The sequence below is a fragment of the Pseudoalteromonas sp. L1 genome (assembly GCF_021728095.1).
In the GTDB taxonomy this organism is placed as follows: Bacteria; Pseudomonadota; Gammaproteobacteria; order Enterobacterales; family Alteromonadaceae; genus Pseudoalteromonas.
Map to the genome: position 1 here is coordinate 252,818 of NZ_JAKKCT010000005.1, position 21,798 is coordinate 274,615.

A 21,798-nucleotide genomic window follows, 5' to 3' on the forward strand; every position below is an offset into this window, starting at 1 on the left:
AGCTTCACGAAAAAAGGCGTCCCCTTCTTTGTTATTGCAGCGTCTTTACAGGCGAATTTAAACCAAATATTGCATTTAACAGGAATTAACTCACATGACGTACCGTGCATTTTCATTATCACCTTTAGCACTTGCTGTTGGCTCATTATTAATCACTCCCGCTTACGCAGAAGAAAACCAAGAACCGATTGAAGAAATTGTTGTCACTGGCAGCTACATAAAAAGTTTAGAAAAAGCGATTGATTTAAAACGCACAAATATTGGCTTCTCAGATTCAATAGTGGCATCTGATATTGCGGACTTCCCAGAGCAAAATTTAGCGGAAGCTTTACAGCGTATGCCAGGTGTTACTATTGAACGTAATAAAGGGCTAGGTCAAAAAGTCAATGTACGAAGCTTACCGTCTGAGTTTACATTTGTTTCTATTAATAATCTTGCCACAGCCTCTGGCAGTGGTGGCCGTGATGTTGAATTTGATATGTTCGCTTCAGAGATAATTCAAAGTGTCACTGTAAAAAAATCACCAACAGCAGCAGACGAAGAAGGTGGCATTGCCGGTTCTGTAGCTATTACCACTGCGCGCCCATTTGATTATGATGGACGCCAAATTGTGGCATCTGTTGAAGGCGCTTATAATGATATTTCAGAGCAAAGCGACCCCAAATTTTCATTCTTAGCGAGTAACACTTTTGGCGACTGGGGTGCACTTGCCTCGTTTGCATATTCTGAGCGCACCAACCGAACTGACAGTAATTCAGGAATCAACTTTCGTCCGTTGTCTCGTTGGCTAGAAAAATCGGGATCATCACAATGGCAATCTGACCAAGCGGCTGATGTTTTAGAGCGTGATACAGGCATCACTATAAATGATCGCTTTGATAAAGATGAAACAAGCCGCGTTGTTTTTCTTGATAAAGTAGGAGACCGCGCTTACTTAACAGAACAAGAAAAATGGGGAGCCACTTTATCATTACAATATAAACCTAGCAGCGAATTTAGCCTCACGTTTGATGCATTACTTGGTAACTTTGATAACCATGAAGATGAATATGATGCAGCAGCTTATTCCGCTTCTAGCATCAGCTCATTAGAAAAAATAAACAGTTACGATAATACAACTTTAGCTAATTATGGCATCACCGTACTTACTGATGTTAATTATGCAGCAACTCAACATGAATTTTTGAGTAAAGAAAATAGCAGCGATACAGATTACCAACAATTCAGCTTAACCCTTGATTGGATGCTAGGCGATTGGGAAGTGTACGGGGTCGTTGGTTATAGTGGTGCAGATAAACTGGCAGAAACTACCAACCTAAAGCACACAGCCTACCGTCCAACTCGTAGCCGATACACATCAACTGGTGGCGAAACGATTGCCAGTGATAATCCAGATACATTTGACATGTATAATTCACCACAAGCTTATACGTTTGATTATTATGAGGTGAATCTAGAAGATATCTCAGACGACAAATATGCGGCTCAGCTCGATTTTAGTCGTCATTTTCAACTAGACTTCTTCCCTGCATTATCAAAAGTACAATTTGGTGCTCGCTATACGGATAAGTCAAAGCAACGTAATTATGGTAGCAACCGTATAACAGGACCTTCTGCGGGCGACTCTTCATGGGTAGGCACCCGTACTCTAGCTGATAGCGAGCTAACCGCTATATCAGATTTAGTATCGGGCGGTGAGTATTTATCTGATGTTTCTTCAAAACAAGATTGGAGTCAAATTTCAAATAACTACGCGCGTAATGAGTTACGTTACGATGGCTTTGGTGTCGACTACGCACCTGATCAATTCTACGAAGTAACTGAAAAAACCACCGCTATTTACGCTATGGCTGATTTTGTATTTGATATTGGCACATTACCAGCTACTTTAAACGCGGGTGTCCGTTATATCGATACCGATGTTAATTCTTCTGGGTATCACCAAGTACAAAGTGATGACGGTAGTACTGGCTATACACCAGCACCTATTTCAAAAGAAGGTAACTACAAAGAGACCCTACCAAGCATTAACTTTAGTTTAGAGCTTACAGACAACCTATTATTCCGCGCAGCTGCATCAGAAACATTTATTCGCCCAGCATTAACCGATATTGCCTACAAACGTACAGTTAGCTTAAGTGAATTTAAATATCGTGACGGTAACCCTGATCTTAAACCTACTTACGCAGACCAATGGGAAACCGGTCTAGAGTGGTACTTAGAAGAAGGTGGTTTACTTGCAGTGTCTTACTTCGAAAAAGAAATTGAAGGTGTAGTACGTGAATCCCTAACAGGTGTTGTAAATGACGTAACTAAATATAACGACAATGGCACTGTCGATGGTGTGTATGATTTTGACGTTTATCAAAAAGTAAATGCGGATGGTTCGTACGATGTGAGTGGTATCGAGTTTATTGCACAAATTCCATTTGCTCGCTTTCACCCTATGTTACAAGGATTTGGTGTTAATGCTAACTACACGACGCTTGATAACTCACTCACTGGCGCGTCTGATTTAGCGATACCAACACCACCAGAAGGCTTAGCTGACGAAACCTATAACCTTACCTTTTATTTTGAGAATGACAGCTTTGATGCACGTATTTCTTACAACTACAAAGATAAATATGTTGAATACATAGAACGCGATATGTATCCAGTTTACCGCGATGCTTACGGTCAAACAGATGTTTCATTTGGCTATAAAATAAACGACACATTTAAAGTTACCCTTGAGGGCATCAATATTACAGATGAAGAAACAACAGGCTACACAATAGCCCCCGTTTTCCCAACTATGTATGAGTTCTCGGGTCGTCGCTTCTCATTAGGCTTACGCGGCAGTTTCTAAGCGGATCATCGGGGCGGTGCGCCCCGATTTTTTCAGTAAGGCTATACTAATGCGATTATTTGCACTACTTTCACTGCTTTTTGCGACGCTTCAACTCTATGCCAAAGAGCTAAACACGCAAATTGCTTTTATACCAGATATACATTTTCACGATATTTACGCTGACTTTAGCCAAGCTGGCTTCGCTGGCATTAAGCTCGATAACCAATCGAAGCCTGTTTTTATTCGCAGCATGAAATCTCAGCTTCACTCAACTCGATTATTTAATGAAAACTACTTTGCTCTGATAGCAGCGCTAGATGATATTGCCGCACGCGGCGTGAAATTAGTGGCATTACCAGGGGATTTTACCGACGATGGACAACCTGTTCACCTAAAGGGATTAAAAACTCTTTTAAGTGATTACAGCAAACGCTATGGAATGCGCTTTTTTGCTATTCCAGGCAATCATGATCCTGTTAAGCCAATAAGAAGTGCTGCTGGTAAATCAGACTTTTTAGATAAGCAAGGCCGTGAGGTGGCAATTTTTAGTAACGACCACGCTATGTGTAAAGCCCCTCATACTGATTTCTTGTTTTGCGATGATGCTATTAGCCACGGTGGCTATCAAGAAATCATGGACGCGATGTCTGAATTTGGTTTAAAGCCACAGAGCCAAGACTTGCTATGGCAAACACCTTTTTTAAATAATCACGCTTCTTTATCCGAGCGGCAGTACCAACAGTGCACTAATGATAATAAGCACTGTGTAATGCTCCCTGATACGAGTTACCTTGTTGAACCTGTTGCAGGATTATGGCTTTTAGCTATCGACGCCAATGTTTATTTACCTGAGTTTAAGAATAACCAACTTACTTTCAAGGGATCAGGCAATGCAGGATACAACAAGGTCTTAACGGAAAAGCCGTACTTATTAAGTTGGATAAAACAGCTTGTTACCGCAGCAAAAGAACAGCACAAAACACTGATTGCATTTAGTCACTTTCCAATGGGAGAGTTTTACGATCAGCAAAGTGAATCAATCAAAGACTTGTTCGGCGACAACGCTTTTCAACTAACTCGAAAACCCACAAATCAGACGCAAAGTGCGTTAGCTGAAACTGGGCTACGTTTGCATATTGGCGGCCATATGCATATGAATGACACCAATATAATTCGAGCAAGAAAAAACACGCTTTATAATATTCAAGCTCCATCCATAAGCGCTTATCGCCCTGCTTACAAGCTTGTCAATATTACAGGGAGAGAAGCGAAAGTAGATACGGTTTTACTTGATTCTATTGCTAACTTTGATACGTTATTTCCAGCTTATGAAAAGGAATACAGTTACTTAGCTGAACATAATCCAGATGAGAAATGGCTTGCGGATATTCTAGGCAGCGAAAACTATCAGCAATTTACTTTGCAACACCTAGCCGGACTCGCAAAATGGCGATTTATACCTAAAGAGTGGCCTGACAGTTTTAAAACCCAGCTACTCTCATATAGCTTCCAGGAGCTATTAACACTTTACGATAGCCCTACACCCCCTCCAATAACGCAAGCTTCAGATGCTTTGTTGAGTAAAGTCACTTTATTTGATTTTATTCGTGACTTTTACCTACTACGGAATGCAGGTTCATTAGCATTTGAAGATATTTCAAAAGAACACTTCAAAACTTATAAGCTGATAACACAGCAGTTAAATGCTATGGGGCAATGCTTACCAAGGCAAATGAGTAAAATAGCGCAAACAGTTGATGTTTGTACTCTACAAGTGGGCCTTAGCAAAGCGCTTACTATTTTTGAAAAACTAGCAGCAGGTGAAAATGACCGCTGCTTGGTCATTGATCTGAATCTAAAAACTAATAAGCCAGCAAAAAGCTGTGATTCCATAAATAAAAGCGGCACCTAAGTCGATGCCGTTTTTATTATTTTTTGCGATTACTGAGCATGTGCTGCAGCACGGAAAATTGTGTTAGTTAGCAGTACATTCATACCTTCAAGGTAAGCACGGTAGGTTGGTGATTGTGTAAAGCCAATCACCATGCCTTTACCTTGCGGTTGATGAACTAATAATGGCTTATACGCAAGCTGTGCTTTATTTTGCTGCCACAGATAACCACTCGCCAAAACATCGTCTTTCCCTGTAAACCACGCTAGGTTTTTACCTGAGTTCAGTTTTATTGGTGTGTAAATATCGTTACCGTAAGCCACCGCAACGAGAGCTTTATTAACACCTGCAGTTAACCAATGCTCTTGGTCTACTTCAACATTAGCAAGTACACCGGCTACATAGTCTGGTGATGTGTGAGGCTCGATGCTTGCTGCTTTTAAATCATCACGAGATGTGAACAGCTGCCCTGCCACTTTACTGCTTTTATCATCGCTGCTGTCGGCTTTATCTTCACGGTAAGCTTGCTCACGCTTAACCTCTAATAAGCCGTAATCAGCATTACTAGTAAAGCGGTTTGCATTACCAAGGGCAATCAACACGCCGCCTGCTTCAACCCAGCTTTTTAAATTAGCCGCACCTGATTTACCGAGCACTTGCTCGTAATCGCCTTCCGGTAAAATAAGCACTTGGTAATCACTTAAATCAGCCCATGCAAGCATTGGCGTACGAATCGCCGTAACGGGGTAACCTAGCTGCCTTTCGATAACAAAACGGGTGTTACCGGCACTTAGCTCACTGATGGGTGCATCCCATGCCATCGCCACTTTTGGCGCCACCATGGGCACTGTTTTGTTACTACCAAAGCTTGGACCTTCAATCACCCAGCTAGAATTGACACCATCAACAATTGCCCCTGTTTGCTCCGCGATTTTGCTAATTTTAGCAACTAGTTCTTTGTCGTTTAAACGCTTTTCGATTACTAAACTACCCGCTGGGTACTTAGTTTTATCGCCTAATATAAATGCTTGGTCAGCACTTTTCAGTTTAATGCCGGCTTGCAATGCTGCTGTTAAAAAGCGTGCTGCAGCAGTATCGCCCCAGGCAACGATATAAGCCACAGAGGCTTCGGGGTTATTTACTTTGCCAAGTAGTGTGTCGTCGGCCTGAACCGCTTTGCTTTCTGCGCTAACAGTGCGATCACAACTATCGCTATCAACATTAAACATCATCGGCAGTGACCAACCTGTGACATCGTATATTTCATCGTCAAGGTTACGAGCACGGCGTCTTTCTTGCTCTTTTACGAATGCCTCAGCCATATCAACTTGGTCTGTAAACGTGGTGCGCACAAATATACCACGCGGCTGTGCGGTATCAATAAAATAGCTACCCGCTTTATACTTAACGCCACATACTTTGAAGTCTTCAATTGCTTGTTTAACTTCAACACCATGTTCAGCCATTAACGTTGCTAGTCTGTGAGCGCCTTCACGGTTACTTTGTTTAGGTAAAATATAAACACGCTCTTTGCTATCTTTACCCGAATCAATCGCATCAACTTGATATTGATAAAAATCGCTCAGTAATTTTTCACGTTGATTGGCAGCCCCTTCGGCGGTTGAAATTGACGCTACAAACTGACGTTTTACGGTATTAAAATAACTGAGTAGTTCACCGGTGTTTTTCTCAAACACATGACCACGAGCTGAGCCTACTTCATATGTTGATGCAGACGCCCCATAAAATACTGGCCAGCTATCGCCGTAGCCTGGGTAAAAGGCATCAAAAATTTCACGGGTAAAATAATCAAAACCAAACTCATCAAAATACTTTGCATGATTTTGGCCAATCGCATCCATGTTGGCGATTTGTGTTTTTGTCATATGTGGGTTAAATGGCTGAGCAGCTGGTGCAAAGTAGTAAGATTGATCGCCGCCCATTTCATGAATATCAACCACCACTTGTGGTTTATATTTATTGATTGCTGCCACTCTTCCCTTTGTTTCAGGCTGAGTAAGTGCCAACCAATCACGGTTCATATCAAACAAATAATGGTTTGTTCGCCCTCTTGGCCACGGCTCATTATGCTCTGCACTTAAGCGATCGGCACTATGCTCAAGACCGACAGTTGCATAGTAACGAGTAACAAATCGCTCACGACCATCTGGGTTTTGTAATGGGTCGATAAAGACCACTGTATTGTCTAAAATTTTGCTGTTAACAGCATCATTAGGAGCTGCTAATAAATGATACGCTGTAAATAATGCGGCATCGGTTGAGCTAATTTCATTCCCATGTACCGCATACTGAAGCCACACTGATGTCGGTAAGTTTTTAATGAGCGACTTAGCTTCTTTTTCAGAAGTAATTCGCGGATCAGCCAAGGCTTGTGTGTTATTCGAAAGGGTTTCTAATGAACTAATATGCTCAGCGGTGCCAACCACCGCATAAACCAGTTCACGCCCTTCCCAGCTATTTGCGTACTTAAACACTTTAATACGATTAGGTGCCGCCTTTTCAAGGGCACTGAGGTAACGGCGCATATCGTTGTAATTAGTAATACGCTCACCTACATCATAACCAAGAACCTGCTTAAACGTAGGTATATCAGTATTGTAAACAGTACCAGGCCACATCACTTCGGTATTGTTAATACTTGCAGTGGCACTAAAGCTGACAGACATTGCCATCATGCACATTGAAACTGCTTTGATTGCTCCCTTTGCTAACATATGAATTCCACCCATTAAAAAAACGTAAATAAACTAGTTACCAACATATAAAACTATTGAAAATAAGGGAATTAAAAGCGTTAGAAAGGCCTAAATTAGGGTTAACTGGAAATAACACCCCTTGTCAGCGAGAGTCATAAGTGCAAGGGGCATTAGGTGTGATTTGATTTTATGCTTTGGTCTTCAAGAAATCATACAGCTCATCTTTCAGCGCCGCTCTTTGATGTTTCTTGTCATGCATTTCACTGTCATCGATCGGAGAACTATTGAGCTCAAGTTCTCTAATTTCTTTATCCATATCATCATATCGCTGCATGGTATTTTTAAAGTGCGCATCACTTTTAGCAAGGGTGTGGATTAATTCATTAAACTCTGGGAATTCATTCAATAACGAGTGTTTTTCGCCTAGCATGGGCAACTCCTTTGACTAGAATTAGATTTCAAATTCACTGTAACATTGTGCAAAATAGAGTCAACGTCGCAACCTTGTTCGAGATCAATAATAGTGGCGATTAGGGAATGATAGTACCTGGTTAAAAATTGCTTGTGATTTAGAAAGCTAAAAACCTCGACATATACCGAGGCTCTTGTGTTAGTTAATGAGTCAGCAAGTGGCATTAAAAAAGCAAAAAGCCAGTAGCATTCACTACGGGCTTTAATCTAATTTGGAGAGTCAGCCAATAAGCCGCTGTTTTGTATGCGCGGAGTGGATTTTCTCCCCCCAAAAAAACAAAAAGCCCCGCATCGCTGCGGGGCTTTAATCTAATTTGGTGAGTCAGCCAATAAGCCGGGTTCTGTCGTGGATAATCATTCGTCTAGGCCATAAATTGCTCTATGGCTCAAGCAACCTACCCGGTTCTCACGTGGGCCACGCGTTCATTATTTAAAATGATAGAACCCTATTTGGTCTTGCTCCGGGTGGAGTTTACCTTGCAACCAACTGTTACCAGTGGTCCGGTGCGCTCTTACCGCACCCTTTCACCCTTACCAACCGAAGTTGGCGGTCTCCTCTCTGCTGCACTTGTCGTAGGCTCGCGCCCCCCAGCCGTTAGCTGGCACCCTGCCCTGTGGAGCCCGGACTTTCCTCCCCCTGCGCATTTTCGTTGCAGGCAGCGATTATCTCGGCTGACTCGGCGCGCAGTATACCTGAGCACGCACGTCTATGCAGTAAAGAATTAGTCTTTTTCGTCAATAATTGCTTTATAAAGTGCGTTTTTCTTCAAACCAAAATACTCAGCTACAACACCACAAGCTTTTTTCAGTGGCATTTCGGCTTCGAGTAAACCAAGCATACGGCGCGCATCTTCTGGAATATCATCACTTTGCTTTACCTTACCTGGGAGCATAAGCACAATTTCGCCGCGCTGCTTAGTTGGATCATCGGTTAAAAACTGCTTTAGCTCAGCAACGCTGCCATTAAAGAAGGTTTCAAAGGTTTTTGTTAGCTCTTTCGCAAACACCACAGGCTGCTCTGAGCCGAGCGCCTCTTCTAAATCATCAAGGCTTGCCATAATGCGGTGAGTGCTTTCATACATGATGCTGGTTATACCTGAGTTTACCGCTTCAATAAAAAAAGTTTGTCTGGCTTTACTTTTTGCTGGCGTAAAACCAATAAACTGAAAACGGTCAGTTGGTAAGCCTGAGCAGCATACCGCAGTGATCGCAGCACAGGCACCAGGCACAGGCGTTACATGTGCGCCTTGTTCACGACATAAATTAACAACCGCATAACCTGGGTCACTAATTAATGGTGTGCCGGCATCTGATACCAAGGCAATGTTCATTCCCTGCTCAAGCCAGTCAACTATTTGCTGCGCTTTTTGTTTTTCGTTGTGATCATGTAAAGCAAAGGTTTTTGCTTTGATATTAAAGTGACTTAACAACTTCCCCGTATGGCGAGTATCTTCAGCGGCTATTAAGTCAACCTCAGATAGGGTTTGAATGGCACGCTGGCTAATGTCATCAAAGTTACCAATAGGCGTGGCAACAATGTAAAGAGTGCCGATTTTATCTGAATTGTCCTCATTTAACATTGAGGTCTCCTGCGTCAGTCAGTAATATAAGCAAATCGCGTTAACGTATTGGGAAATCATTGTGCGACTTAAACTTGTTAGTCTATTAATTGTATTGTCAGGGTTATCGGCTTGTAGCACAACCGAAAAACCATCAAATAGTACAGAAAATCCATCGAGCCAATCGAGTAGTGCTCTGTCACAATTAACCGACGCACAATCTATGTATCAAACGGCACTTAATCGCCAAGGTGCTGATAAAATCCAACTACTTTATACAGCCCGAGATGCAGCTATTAGTGAAGAGCGTTGGTCTCTTTTAGAGAATATCTGTTTAGAGCTTGAAGCAACTCCCAGCGTAGACCAAATTCAAAACAAGCTTTACATTGCGTTAGCACAAGAGCAGCAAGGTAAAAGCGATCTTGCACTTGAGCAACTACGAGTACTTGAGCCTGAGCTGAATCTGCCTGAACATAAGGCTTGGCATCAGTATTTAACGGGTCGAGTTTACGCATCACAAGGTTTGCCAAAACAAGCCATGCCCTATTATTTTGCGGCTTCAACAATTAGTAATGATAACAACTTTAGCGTTGCAAATTTAAATCAGGATTTATGGCATAGCCTTACTCAGCTTTCATCGTATGCACTAGAGCGCTTTAACCGCGGTTCTGTTGTGCAACAAGGTTGGGTTAATTTAGCGCTTTATCATCAAGTATACTTAGGCGCGCCTGTCGAGCTGCATCAAGCAATGAATAATTGGATGAGACGCTACCCAGGGCACCCTGCTGCTGAGGTGCTGCCAAAAAAAGTGACCGAACTAATTGAAGTCGAGCCACTAACGGTTAATCGCCTTGCTGTACTCATTCCACAGTCAGGTGCGAATGAACGTTTAGGCGATGCACTCAAAGCAGGTGTACTCGCTGCACTTGATAACAATCCGCTAGAAGAAACCTTATTTATAGACGAATCGCTGTCAGCGGCAGAAATTGCCCTAAAACTCAGTGAATTTAAAGCCGATTTTGTTATTGGCCCTTTACTCAAAAGCAATATTGAAAAATTAAACACGGCGCAAACACTTATTGATTACCCTGTTATGCACCTAAATACGTTTGATGGTGAACGAGTTTCTCAACAGCACTTTTTCTTTGCTTTAAACCCTGAGCATGAAGTGCAACAAGCACTTGAGCGCTTTTTAACAGCGGGTTACCAAAAGCCAATGCTGCTGGCACCAAATAATAGTAATGGCCAACGCTTAGTTGAATACTTCAATACGCAGTGGCAACGCTATAGTGAGGTTAAACCACAAGTTGGCTTTTACGCTAGTAAAGATGATATGCCTAAAACTATTACAGGTTTATTAGAAGTAGACCAAAGTAAAGAGCGTATTAAAGTCGTTAAGTCATTATTTAGGCAAGAGGTTGAGAGCGAAACGCGATCGCGTAGCGATGTGGATGTTATCTACATTCTTGGAGATGCAACCGAGACACGCCTAATAAAGCCTTACTTGGATGTTAATGTCAGTACTTTTGCTGAACGTATTCCGCTTTACGCTAGTTCAAAAAGCCATAGTAAGCAAATAGATAGAACTGACAAAGGTGATCTAGACGGCCTTTATTTCACGGAACTCCCTTGGATGCTCGAAGGTCAAATAAAGCAACATAACTTGCGTCAGCAATATGAGAGCCTTTGGCCTGAAAATGCCGATATTAACCAGCGTTTATTTGCGATGACCTATGACGCAACCAGTATGCTAGGAAGCGTAAAACAATTGAGTATGGTTGCAGGCAAGCGCTTTAATGGCATCAGTGGCGAGTTGAGCATAGCCAGCAATGGCCATGTCACACGCTCTTTAGATTGGGCGCAATATAAGAATAAACAAATTATTGCTGTTGATTTAGCAACTGAGCAACCTATACCGTTATTCATGCAATCAGCTTCAGGAATTAGCTCTGCAGAATAGCCAATAAGATTCAAGGATGAGGTCATGTCGTGGTTCAAAGAGTTATGGCAAAATAGCCGCGAGAAAGGCTTATATTATGAAAAGCAAGCCGAAAGCTACCTGAAGCAGCACGGCTTAAAAACCATTGAGTGTAATTACTTATGCCAATATGGTGAGCTTGATCTCATTATGCGAGAAGGCAATACTCTCGTATTTGTCGAAGTGAAGTTTAGAAAGAACAAACTTCGTGGTGGCGCGAATTATGCGCTTAGCCAACAAAAGCAGCAACGGCTTAGGCGAACTATCGCCCATTACCTTGCAGATAAAAAATTACCCAACCAGAGTATGCGCATTGATTACGTCGCCATAACAGGTGAACAAGATAGTGAGATAAACTGGTTTAGAAATGTATATTAACATCAAAGGCTAACAAGCCTTATTGGTAGGTTATGCAAGAAACTATTAAAAAGATTTTTACCGAAAATATTCAAGTCCAAATAGCCGCTGGTGAAGTTTTGCCAAGTGCTCTTGAGTCTGCAGCATTTACCATTGCACAAAGTCTTATAAATGGAAATAAGTTACTTTGCTGCGGTACCGCTAACTGTCATATGCTTGCACAACATATGGCAGGCTTACTTATTAATTTTTATGAAACTGAACGCCCTTGCCTACCCGCTGTTGCGCTTGCGCAAGAGCAAGTTAACCTTGGCCAAAGCAATCATAACGATGAACATGAAGCTTTTGCGAGACAAATTCGCGCTTTTGCTCAAGAAGGTGACTTATTACTCGCTATTGCAGTGAATGGCAATGAGAAACAAATTATTTCTGCTGTAGAGGCTGCGCTAACCCGCGATATGAAAGTCATTGTATTAGTCGGTGACGATGGCGGAGAGTTAGTTGGTTTATTAGGCCCTAACGATGTAGAGATCCGCGTCCCTTCAAAACGCCCAAGTCGAATTGTTGAATCTCATCTCGTTAATTTACACTGCTTAGGTGAGCTTATTGATTTAACCTTATTCCCACAGGAAGAAAACAATGTTTAAACAGTCTCTTATTGTCATAAGTACCGTATTACTTCTACAGGGTTGCGCTGCAGCAGTCGTTGCTGGCACAGCAGGTGCTGTCACCTCAGCCAATGATCGCCGTACAATAGGCTCACAAATTGATGACAACAACATTGAAATTAAAAGCTCTATTGCTATAAGTGAAAATGAGCGCCTGCATAAATTTGCCAATGTAAATGTAATCAGTGTGAATGGCATTGTACTGATGATTGGGCAAGTTGCTAACCAAGAAATGAAAAACGAAGCACAACGTGCTATCGAAGGCGTGGATGGCATACGTAAAATTCATAACCAAATTCGTATAAGCTCAAATATTGGTATGAGCACGCAAACTCACGACTCATGGCTAACATCAAAAGTAAAAACGCAATTACTCACCACAGAGAACATCAGTAGCAATAATATAAAAGTGGTCACAGAGAATGGCGAAGTCTTTTTAATGGGCTTAGTGAGCAATACAGAAGCTAATTTAGCCGTTGAAGTGGCACGTAATGTTTCAGGTGTTGAACGAGTCATTAAAGTATTCGAATACCTATAACTTTTACCACTAATAATAAAAAACCCGCTTTGAAGCGGGTTTTTTGTAAGTCTGAAAGGTTATTTAATCACTCGTAAGTGAGACCCTTTTTTCTTCTCTGGTTTAGTCGGCGGCTCATCATCTGGCGTAATATCGTCAGGTGTTTCAACACTTTCTAATACCGGAGCAAACTCTTCTTCGTCCTCGATGAATTCTTCTGCAGTAAATACAGTCCCTTCACCATTCTCACGTGCGTAAATTGCGAGTACAGCGCCCATAGGTACGTATACTTGCATAGGCTGTCCACCAAAGCGTGCATTAAAGCTTAGCTGTTGGTTATCCATAGCAAAATTTGTAACTGCCGATGGGCTAATGTTTAAAACGATCTGGCCGTCTTGAACAAACTGTGTTGGTACTTGTACAGCAGGAAAATCAGCGTTCACAACTAAATGCGGTGTGCACTGATTATCAACAATCCAATCAAAGAAAGCGCGTAGTAAATAAGGACGATTAGGCGTCATTATAAACGGATCTCACGCTCAGCTTCAGTGAGTGAAGCTTGGAATGATTCACGCTCAAATAAACGCAACATGTATTCTTTAAGCTCTTTCGCGCCTGCACCAGTAAGCTCAATACCAAGTTCTGGTAAACGCCAAAGTAGTGGTGCTAAGTAACAATCAACTAGGCTGAACTCTTCACTCATGAAGTAAGGAGCTTCAGAGAAGATAGGAGCAATTGCAAGTAATGCTTCTGTCAGCTCTTTACGCGCTTGAGCTGCTTCACTGCTACCGCTTGAAATTTTGTTAGCTAAGCTATACCAGTCAGTATCAATGCGATGCATCATCAGACGACTACGGCCACGCATAACCGGATAAACTGGCATTAGTGGAGGATGAGGAAAACGTTCATCAAGGTATTCCATGATGATGTTTGCCTGATATAAACCAAGCTCACGATCGATCAGTGTGGGTACTGTACCGTAAGGGTTAATTTCATGAAGTGCTTCTGGCAGGTTATCCTTTTCAGCCAGGTGAATGTCAACACTTACACCTTTTTCAGCAAGTACAATACGTACTTGATGGCTATACATACAGTTAGCACCAGAAAACAGGGTCATTACAGGGCGCTTATTGGCAGCTACGGCCATGCCTACCTCCATTATATTACAAAAACAGTGATAGGGGCTTAAGCCCCTATCACAAAATTACCTTTCAACATGCCCAGGATTAGTGAACATCTCTCCAGTATTCTTTCTTCAGCATGAATGCCAAGATAAATAGAATCACTAGGAAACCAATTACCTTAAGACCTAACGCTTCTGACTCTAAACGTGACGGTTCGCCAACATAAGCCAAGAAGTTAGTTAAGTCACGAGCAGCACGGTCGTACTCATCGTCACTCATTTCACCGGTACCATCTGTTTCAGTGCCAACAACTTTAGTCACAGTATGACCATGTTCTTCGACTTCTTCAGTGATTGGTGTTGGTAAGCCCTGTAGCTCTTGAAGAACATGAGGCATACCTACCGATGGGAAAACAATATTATTTACGCCAAACGGACGTGATTCATCTTTATAGAACGACTTCAGATATGTATAAATCCAGTCAGTTCCACGAACACGTGCTACAAGTGTTAAGTCTGGTGGCGCAGCACCAAACCACTTAGCAGCATCTTCTTTACCGATCGCGTTTTTGATATGGCTACCTACTTTTGAACCGTCAAAAATAAGTTGTTCTTGACCAATTTCAGTAGGAATACCGATATCGCGGAACGTACGTTCATAACGCTGATACTGCATTTGGTGACAACCAAGACAGTAGTTCATGAACAATTTAGCACCACGTTGTAAAGACGCATTGTCTTTTAGGTCAATGTTCGCATCCATTAAAGGAACCGAAGGACCTGCTGCCATTGTCAACGATGGCAACAATGCGAATAAACCGATAATTAGCTTTTTCATCATTTCGTCAACCTCGTTGGTAATGGCTTAGTTTTCTCATTCTTGCTGTAAACAAATAACAATACGAAGAACATGAAGTATGTCACAGTCGTGATTTGTGATAACAGCGTTTTGAAATCAGTTTGTGGTGTTGCACCAACCCAACCCAAGATAATGAAAGTTACCACGAATTGAGCAATGTTTAACTTGTGTAAGCCACAACGATAACGAATAGAGCGAACCGAACCACGGTCAATCCAAGGTAGTAACGCAAGCACTACGATAGATGCACCCATCGCGATAACACCAATTAGTTTATCTGGGATAGCACGCAGAATCGCATAGAATGGCGTGAAGTACCAAACAGGGAAAATGTGCTCAGGTGTTTTCAGTGGGTTCGCAGCTTCGAAGTTTGGCGCTTCTAAGAAGAAACCATTCATCGCTGGCATAAAGAATACAACCCAACAGAATAAGATTAAGAAACCAACCACACCCACAATATCTTTCACTGTGTAGTAAGGGTGGAACGGGATTGCATCAACAATGTCTTTCTTGTTGGTGTAATACTCGTGGAATTTGAATTTAGGTTTATCTTCTTCAGCAACAGAACCTTTCTTACGCTTGATTTCAACACCATCTGGGTTGTTTGAACCCACTTCGTGAAGTGCAACAATGTGTAAGAATACTAAAATAACGATAACTAAAGGTAACGCAATTACGTGAAGTGCGAAGAAGCGGTTAAGCGTTGCACCAGAGATTACGTAGTCACCACGGATCCAAAGCGTTAAGTCATCACCAATAACCGGAATCGCACCGAATAGTGAAATGATTACCTGTGCCCCCCAGAAAGACATTTGTCCCCAAGGAAGTAAGTAACCCATGAAAGCTTCAGCCATAAGTGCTAAGAAGATGAACATACCGAATAACCACAGTAACTCACGTGGTTTTTGGTAAGAGCCGTAGATCATGCCACGGAACATGTGCAAATAAACAACGATAAAGAACGCTGATGCACCTGTTGAGTGAAGGTAACGAAGTAGCCAGCCGTATTCAACATCACGCATGATGTATTCTACCGATGCGAAAGCACCCTCAGCAGACGGTACGAAGTTCATTGTTAACCAGATACCCGTTACGATTTGGTTAACAAGTACTAACATGGCTAATGAGCCAAAGAAGTACCAGAAGTTAAAGTTTTTTGGTGCAGGATACTGTGCAATATGCATGTTCCAAACACGTGTCATTGGAATGCGATCGTCGATCCAGCCAATAATTTTTCCAAACATTATGCCACTCCTTCTTCTTCACCGACTAAGATAGTCGTATCATCAATGAAGGTATACGGAGGGATTTCTAAATTTAATGGCGCAGGTACAGATTGGAATACACGACCAGCCATATCAAATTTAGAACCGTGACACGGACAGAAGAAACCGTCATCTGTGCCCTCTACTTTTTCACCAAAGCCACCTTGTAAGAAGCTCGGAGAACAACCTAAGTGTGTACAAATACCAACAGCAACGAAAATCTCTGGTCGTTGTGAACGGTATTCATTGGTTGATGATTCAGGTTGTTGAGGCTCTTCAGATGCAGGATCACGAAGTTGACCTTCATGCTCTTTCATCTGTTCAAGCATTCTCGGGGTACGTGATATAACCCATACAGGCTTACCACGCCACTCGACACGTATTAATTGTCCTGACTCAAGCTTGCTGATATCTACTTCTACAGGCGCACCCGCAGATTTAGCTCGCTCACTTGGATTCCAAGACGCAATAAAAGGAACAGCAGCCCCAGCCGCACCAACACCACCAACAACAGAGGTAGCTATGGTTAAAAAGCGACGTCGGCCATTGTCTACAGGCGCATTGCTCATCCACTTATCTCCACTATGATTCCCAACACTTGCCATATTGAGAACATCAGTTACAGCAGGTTAATTTTTAGAAATTTCAAAATAGACGCGATCATAATTAAAAGCCTTGATTAAAACAAGGTTATTCACAGTCTCATGCTTGAATAAACCCGTTTTAATATCTTATTAATTTGGGTTAGCTCGAGTATGAAGCCGCTATTTATGATAACGCATATAAAAAAACAATATACTGACCAAGATCAACCTCACTAAGAGGAAACAGAATTCTGTATTAGCTGTTGTTGAACTCACTCACATTACTTGCCCCCCAATTGTAGCAAAAAAATTCATCAATTAACTGATGGATTTAAGCTAATTTTGCCAAATCATGAAGTTTTTTTACTGTAATACGTAGGAATTACTAAGAGCGGTTAAATATCGAGCGAAAAAAATGAAACATCTGTACGCAAAGCATGCTTGATTTTGTTCTTCTACATTACGAATTAAGAGTCAGCCATATCAAGTGAGGAATAAGAATATAGTTTGTGAGTTAACTGTGGCGGCTGAGTGAATCAATACGCTTTTGCACGAAAACAAAAAACCCAGCCGAAGCTGGGTTTTTGGTATTCTGATAAACGTAAATATTAACGTTTTGAGAATTGTGGACGCTTACGTGCTTTCTTAAGACCCACTTTCTTACGCTCAACTTTACGTGCATCACGTGTAACGAAACCTGCTTTACGAAGTGTAGGACGTAGTGACTCGTCAAACTCCATAAGTGCACGAGTGATACCGTGACGGATAGCACCAGCTTGACCAGTAGTACCACCACCTGAAACAGTGATGTGTAGGTCAAACTTTTCAGTCATTTCTACGTGCTCTAATGCTTGACGAACAACCATGCGAGCAGTCTCACGACCAAAGTACTCTTCTAGAGAGCGCTTGTTGATTACGATGTTACCAGTGCCTGGGCGTAAGAATACGCGAGCACTTGAACTTTTACGACGACCTGTACCGTAGTATTGATTTGCCATGATAGTGCTCCTTAAATGTCTAGAACCTGAGGCTGTTGTGCAGCATGGTTGTGCTCAGTACCCGCGTAAACTTTAAGTTTACGGTACATTGCGCGGCCTAAAGGACCACGTGGCAACATGCCTTTAACAGCTTTTTCGATAATCATTTCAGGCTTTGCAGCTTGAAGCTTGTCGAAAGTAGTAGACTTAAGACCACCTGGGAAACCAGTATGAGCGTGGTACATTTTGTCTTTTGCTTTATTACCAGTAACAGTAACTTTCTCTGCGTTGATAACGATGATGTAATCACCAGTATCTACGTGAGGAGTGTACTCAGCTTTATGCTTACCGCGTAGGCGACGAGCGATTTCAGTAGCGATGCGACCTAAAGTTTTACCTTCAGCGTCAACTACGTACCAGTCACGTTTTACTGTTTCTGGCTTAGCAACAAACGTTTTCATTTATTAAAATCCAATGTTTTCTTATTTAAAACCACAGGTAATTATCATTAATTACCGCTCTAAGTTGAATGCTTTAACCCCTTCGAGTTTAAGACTTTGAGCCATCAATTAGAGGCTAAACTAATATCAGGCAATAGAACGCAACGTGGCAGACGCGGGAGTATACCAGCACTTAAACCACATTGCTATATGATGGTCGTTTTTTATTCTAAAAAATAAAGCATAGCCGCTAGGCTTGTCAGGCACATTTCAATGACAGAAATTACGCCAACAGCTTTATGCCAAATGCTCTTTTGCTAAATATTCGAGCGATTGCATTTCTTGTAATCGGCTAATACAACGCTTAAATTCAAAATTTAAATTTCCGTCGCTATACAGCTCTGTAATTGGCTTTTCAGCGGAGATAATCAGCGTTACGTGACGCTCATAAAATTCATCCACTAGAGCGATAAAACGACGTGCTGCATCATCATTGGCTTGACCAAGTGCTTTTACGTTCGACAAAATCACCGTGTTATAAAGTCGGCTTATTTCCATATAATCGACTTGGCTACGAGCTGTTTCACACAGTTCACTAAACTCAAACATGGCAATACAATCTGAAACTTTGCGGGTTTTGATCATTCGCCCTTCAATTTCAATTGCCTTATCAAGCACACCTGGCTCAGGCGACAATTTATCGAAATATTCAAATAAATTTTCATCAGCCTGCTTATCAAGCGGGCTATGGAAAATCTCTGCTTGCTCTAGTGTACGTAATCGATAATCAATGCCAGAATCAACATTGACGATTTCAGTATTCGCTTTTACCAACTCAATCGCTGGTAAAAAACGCGCCCGTTGCAAACCGTTTCGATACAGCTCATCAGGCACAATATTTGACGTAGCAACGAGCACAATGCCACGTTCAAATAATGCTTCCATCAAACCACCGAGCAGCATTGCATCGGTAATATCCTGTACAAAGAATTCATCAAAACAGATAATGTCTGTTTCTGATTTAAAGATATCGGCAACCACATTTAATGGGTTACTGGTATTTTTTAACTTTTTCAGCTCATCATGCACGCGATGCATAAAACGGTGAAAGTGCACACGCATTTTACGTTCAGTGGGTAAAGCTTCGTAAAACGTATCAACTAAATAGGTCTTACCTCTGCCTACTCCGCCCCAAAAATACAGCCCTTTTATACTCACCGTGCTATCTTTAGAGAATAGTTTGGCAAACCAGCCCTTCGCGGCGGGTTTGTCTGCCGTTAGGTCATCATAGAGTCTTTGCAAATGGCGCACTGCATTTTCTTGCGCTGCATCATGTACAAAGTCTTCTCGCTGTAAATCTTGTTGGTATTTTTGCCAAGGAGTCATAGGTCGTTACAATAAAACACAGTTAAATTTGCACAGTATATTAACACGCATCGTATCTCAGGGTATATTAACCCGCAGTATGATTTCACAATCACATTAAGCTTTTTTTAATATAGATTGGACTATAAACGCTTCAACAGCATAGTTTTTTGTTATTTTTCCCAAAGGGGTAGATTTATGGGTACTATTACCTGGATAGGTATTTTAATCATCGTTGCAATCTCGGCATTCTTCATTGGCGCATTTGTAACTAAAAAGCAATTTAAGCAAGACGAATTAGAAGAGCAAGTTGAGCAAGCAAACAATGCACTTGAGCAATATCGCCAAGATGTTGCTGATCATCTTGCGAGCACAGGTAAGCTTGTATCGAAAATGAAGGATAACTACGACCAATTACTAAATCATGTTGAAGAAACAAATAAGTTATTACTTGCAGATAAGAAGCAGCACCCTGCAGAGCCTTTCTTTTCGAAAGAAACCACTGAGCAGTTACAAAACTCATTAAAAGATCGCAGCAGCGATCGCTCAAACGCCGAGGCTCAGCCAGCTGACTACGTTGTTGGTGAGAGTGGTTTGTTTGCAGGTGAAAATAAAGTTTCAGAACATTCTAAAGCCTCTTGATGAACTTTTTTTTGACCCCATAGTCTTTAGGTATAACAGCTTTATATCTAAACCGAGAAAAGGGCTGCTTACGCAGCCTTTTTCTTTTGGGCGAGTTAACATCAAAAATTAACACGCCTCATTTGCTTTAACTCTGAAATCTCTGAAGTGGAGTAAACCCAGACTATGAAAATGAAATTATCTGTTATTAGTGCTGCCCTTTTATCGTCAAGCTTGTTATTAAGCCCTGCGATTGCAACTGCAAAACTTCCTATTGCAGTTAATGGTCAACAGTTACCTACCTTAGCGCCTATGCTTGAACAGATCACCCCTGGGGTTGTCAGTATCCAAGTTTCTGGCTCAAAAGAAGTACGCCGCCGTGCAACACCCTTTGATGACTTTTTTGGTGTCCCCCGAGGTGGTAGCCAAAAACGCCAGTTTAGTGGTCTTGGGTCAGGTGTAATCATTGATGCGAAAGAGGGTTATGTTGTCACCAACAACCATGTGATTGAAGACGCAGAAAAAATGGTCGTCACGTTAGAGGACGGTCGTGAGTATGAAGCAACAAAAATCGGCAGTGATAAAGAGTCTGATGTCGCATTGCTGCAAATTGATGCCGAAGACTTAACAGCCCTAAAGATTGCCGATTCAGATAAACTTCGTGTGGGTGACTTTGCCGTTGCGATTGGTAACCCATTTGGTTTAAGTCACACAGTGACATCAGGTATCGTCAGTGCCCTTGGCCGCAGCGGTTTAAATATAGAAGGCTATGAAGACTTTATTCAAACCGATGCAGCTATAAACCAAGGTAACTCTGGCGGCGCCTTAGTTAACCTAAATGGTGAACTAATTGGTATCAATACGGCTATTTTAGGCGCCTCAGGCGGTAACGTAGGTATTGGCTTTGCTATTCCATCAACCATGATGAAAAACCTTGTTGATCAAATTATTGAACACGGCGAAGTGCGACGTGGCTCGTTAGGGATTTCAGGTCGCCCACTTGATGCAGGCCTTGCTAAAGCGCAAAAGCTCGATGTGAAACAAGGTGCTTATGTAATGCAAGTAATGGATGATACCGCAGCAAGTAAAGCAGGCATAAAGGCTGGTGATGTCATTATTAGTGTTGATGGCAGCGAGATCAGTGGTTTTCATGAACTGCGCAGTAAGATTGCCACTCTAGGTGAAGGTAAAAAAGTTAAACTGGGCATTTATCGTGATGGTAAAGTTAAAACAGTAAGCGTTACCTTAGATGGTGCTGCAAGCTCAGTGTCCGCTGGCGAAGAAACTCACCCAGCTTTCCAAGGCGCAACACTTGAAAACACGCAAAAAAGTGATGGCAAAGGCGTAGAGGTTACCTCGGTAGAAGCTCGCTCACCAGCAGCGCGAGTAGGCTTGGAAGAGGGAGATGTGATCATGCAAGTCAACCGACAACGCGTTGAGAATATCCGAGATATGCACAAGATTATTGAAAACACTCAAGGCAATATTGTCCTAGGCGTGAAACGTGGAAGAGAGCTTATTTTTGTTCTTATCCAATAAACTTAATTGATTAATCATGAAAAAATAACAGTGG

Annotated in this window: 19 protein-coding genes and 1 other RNA gene; 8 read left to right on the forward strand and 12 right to left on the reverse strand. The window is 41.9% G+C overall.

The annotated features are described in order from the left end of the window. Positions 1-94: 94 nt before the first annotated feature. Together L3V38_RS16250 and L3V38_RS16255 are read left to right on the forward strand one after the other, a co-directional pair. Entirely contained in the window at positions 95-2,851 is a 2,757-nt protein-coding gene (locus tag L3V38_RS16250; RefSeq protein WP_237120034.1) for a TonB-dependent receptor, read from the forward strand. 49 nt (positions 2,852-2,900) lie between these two features. Next, a complete protein-coding gene (locus L3V38_RS16255; protein WP_237120035.1) occupies positions 2,901-4,745 on the forward strand; it encodes a metallophosphoesterase in 1,845 nt (614 codons plus the stop codon). Positions 4,746-4,774: 29 nt separating this feature from the next. Here L3V38_RS16255 and L3V38_RS16260 read toward each other — a convergent pair whose 3' ends face one another. The 4 genes from L3V38_RS16260 to rsmI all read right to left on the reverse strand — a co-directional run bounded on the left by L3V38_RS16260 (position 4,775) and on the right by rsmI (position 9,492). Continuing rightward, complete coding sequence (locus L3V38_RS16260) at positions 4,775-7,459, reverse strand: M14 family metallopeptidase (protein WP_237120036.1); 2,685 nt, start codon at positions 7,457-7,459, stop codon at positions 4,775-4,777. Positions 7,460-7,628: 169 nt separating this feature from the next. Beyond that, positions 7,629-7,871 (reverse strand): DUF465 domain-containing protein, encoded by a 243-nt coding sequence (locus L3V38_RS16265; protein WP_237120037.1) that lies wholly within the window; start codon positions 7,869-7,871, stop codon positions 7,629-7,631. Between the two features lie 355 nt (positions 7,872-8,226). After that, positions 8,227-8,592: RNase P RNA component class A (gene rnpB / locus L3V38_RS16270), an RNA gene on the reverse strand. Between the two features lie 42 nt (positions 8,593-8,634). Next, positions 8,635-9,492 (reverse strand): 16S rRNA (cytidine(1402)-2'-O)-methyltransferase, encoded by an 858-nt coding sequence (gene rsmI / locus L3V38_RS16275; protein ID WP_237120038.1) that lies wholly within the window; start codon positions 9,490-9,492, stop codon positions 8,635-8,637. Between the two features lie 61 nt (positions 9,493-9,553). Here rsmI and L3V38_RS16280 point away from each other — a divergent pair, with 61 nt between their 5' ends. The 4 genes from L3V38_RS16280 to dolP are packed head-to-tail and all read left to right on the forward strand — an operon-like array spanning position 9,554 to position 13,012. Beyond that, positions 9,554-11,431: a penicillin-binding protein activator gene (locus tag L3V38_RS16280; protein WP_237120039.1), complete on the forward strand. Its 1,878-nt coding sequence runs from the start codon at positions 9,554-9,556 to the stop codon at positions 11,429-11,431. Positions 11,432-11,455: 24 nt separating this feature from the next. Next, complete coding sequence (locus tag L3V38_RS16285) at positions 11,456-11,827, forward strand: YraN family protein (RefSeq protein ID WP_237120040.1); 372 nt, start codon at positions 11,456-11,458, stop codon at positions 11,825-11,827. A 32-nt stretch (positions 11,828-11,859) separates the two neighbouring features. Further along, positions 11,860-12,453, forward strand: a complete 594-nt coding sequence (locus L3V38_RS16290) for an SIS domain-containing protein (protein ID WP_130149371.1) — start codon at positions 11,860-11,862, stop codon at positions 12,451-12,453. Next, complete coding sequence (dolP, locus tag L3V38_RS16295) at positions 12,446-13,012, forward strand: division/outer membrane stress-associated lipid-binding lipoprotein (RefSeq protein WP_062568580.1); 567 nt, start codon at positions 12,446-12,448, stop codon at positions 13,010-13,012. The genes L3V38_RS16290 and dolP overlap by 8 nt, the downstream gene beginning before the upstream one ends. Positions 13,013-13,071: 59 nt before the next feature. Here dolP and L3V38_RS16300 read toward each other — a convergent pair whose 3' ends face one another. The 8 genes from L3V38_RS16300 to zapE form a co-directional block, all read right to left on the reverse strand. Beyond that, a complete protein-coding gene (locus L3V38_RS16300; RefSeq protein WP_062568579.1) occupies positions 13,072-13,512 on the reverse strand; it encodes a ClpXP protease specificity-enhancing factor in 441 nt (146 codons plus the stop codon). Next, the gene (gene sspA, locus L3V38_RS16305) at positions 13,512-14,138 is read right to left on the reverse strand and encodes a stringent starvation protein SspA (protein ID WP_062568578.1); all 627 of its coding nucleotides are present in this window, start codon (positions 14,136-14,138) and stop codon (positions 13,512-13,514) included. The genes L3V38_RS16300 and sspA overlap by 1 nt, the downstream gene beginning before the upstream one ends. 79 nt (positions 14,139-14,217) lie before the next feature. After that, a complete protein-coding gene (locus tag L3V38_RS16310) occupies positions 14,218-14,955 on the reverse strand; it encodes a cytochrome c1 (protein WP_062568577.1) in 738 nt (245 codons plus the stop codon). Beyond that, positions 14,952-16,217, reverse strand: coding sequence for a cytochrome b N-terminal domain-containing protein (locus L3V38_RS16315; RefSeq protein ID WP_062568576.1), 1,266 nt, complete (start codon positions 16,215-16,217; stop codon positions 14,952-14,954). The genes L3V38_RS16310 and L3V38_RS16315 overlap by 4 nt, the downstream gene beginning before the upstream one ends. After that, the gene (petA, locus tag L3V38_RS16320) at positions 16,217-16,807 is read right to left on the reverse strand and encodes a ubiquinol-cytochrome c reductase iron-sulfur subunit (protein WP_062568575.1); all 591 of its coding nucleotides are present in this window, start codon (positions 16,805-16,807) and stop codon (positions 16,217-16,219) included. The genes L3V38_RS16315 and petA overlap by 1 nt, the downstream gene beginning before the upstream one ends. A 623-nt stretch (positions 16,808-17,430) precedes the next feature. Next, entirely contained in the window at positions 17,431-17,823 is a 393-nt protein-coding gene (gene rpsI, locus L3V38_RS16325) for a 30S ribosomal protein S9 (RefSeq protein ID WP_095209788.1), read from the reverse strand. A gap of 8 nt (positions 17,824-17,831) precedes the next feature. Continuing rightward, the gene (gene rplM, locus L3V38_RS16330) at positions 17,832-18,260 is read right to left on the reverse strand and encodes a 50S ribosomal protein L13 (RefSeq protein ID WP_062568574.1); all 429 of its coding nucleotides are present in this window, start codon (positions 18,258-18,260) and stop codon (positions 17,832-17,834) included. Between the two features lie 276 nt (positions 18,261-18,536). Further along, positions 18,537-19,625, reverse strand: a complete 1,089-nt coding sequence (gene zapE / locus L3V38_RS16335; protein ID WP_130149370.1) for a cell division protein ZapE — start codon at positions 19,623-19,625, stop codon at positions 18,537-18,539. A gap of 177 nt (positions 19,626-19,802) precedes the next feature. Between zapE and L3V38_RS16340 the strand changes: the two genes are divergently transcribed. Together L3V38_RS16340 and L3V38_RS16345 are read left to right on the forward strand one after the other, a co-directional pair. Then, positions 19,803-20,246: a YhcB family protein gene (locus L3V38_RS16340; RefSeq protein ID WP_062568572.1), complete on the forward strand. Its 444-nt coding sequence runs from the start codon at positions 19,803-19,805 to the stop codon at positions 20,244-20,246. Positions 20,247-20,411: 165 nt separating this feature from the next. Further along, positions 20,412-21,764 carry a Do family serine endopeptidase gene (locus tag L3V38_RS16345; RefSeq protein WP_062568571.1) on the forward strand — a complete coding sequence of 451 codons (1,353 nt, stop codon included), beginning with the start codon at positions 20,412-20,414 and terminating at the stop codon, positions 21,762-21,764. Positions 21,765-21,798: the final 34 nt, after the last annotated feature.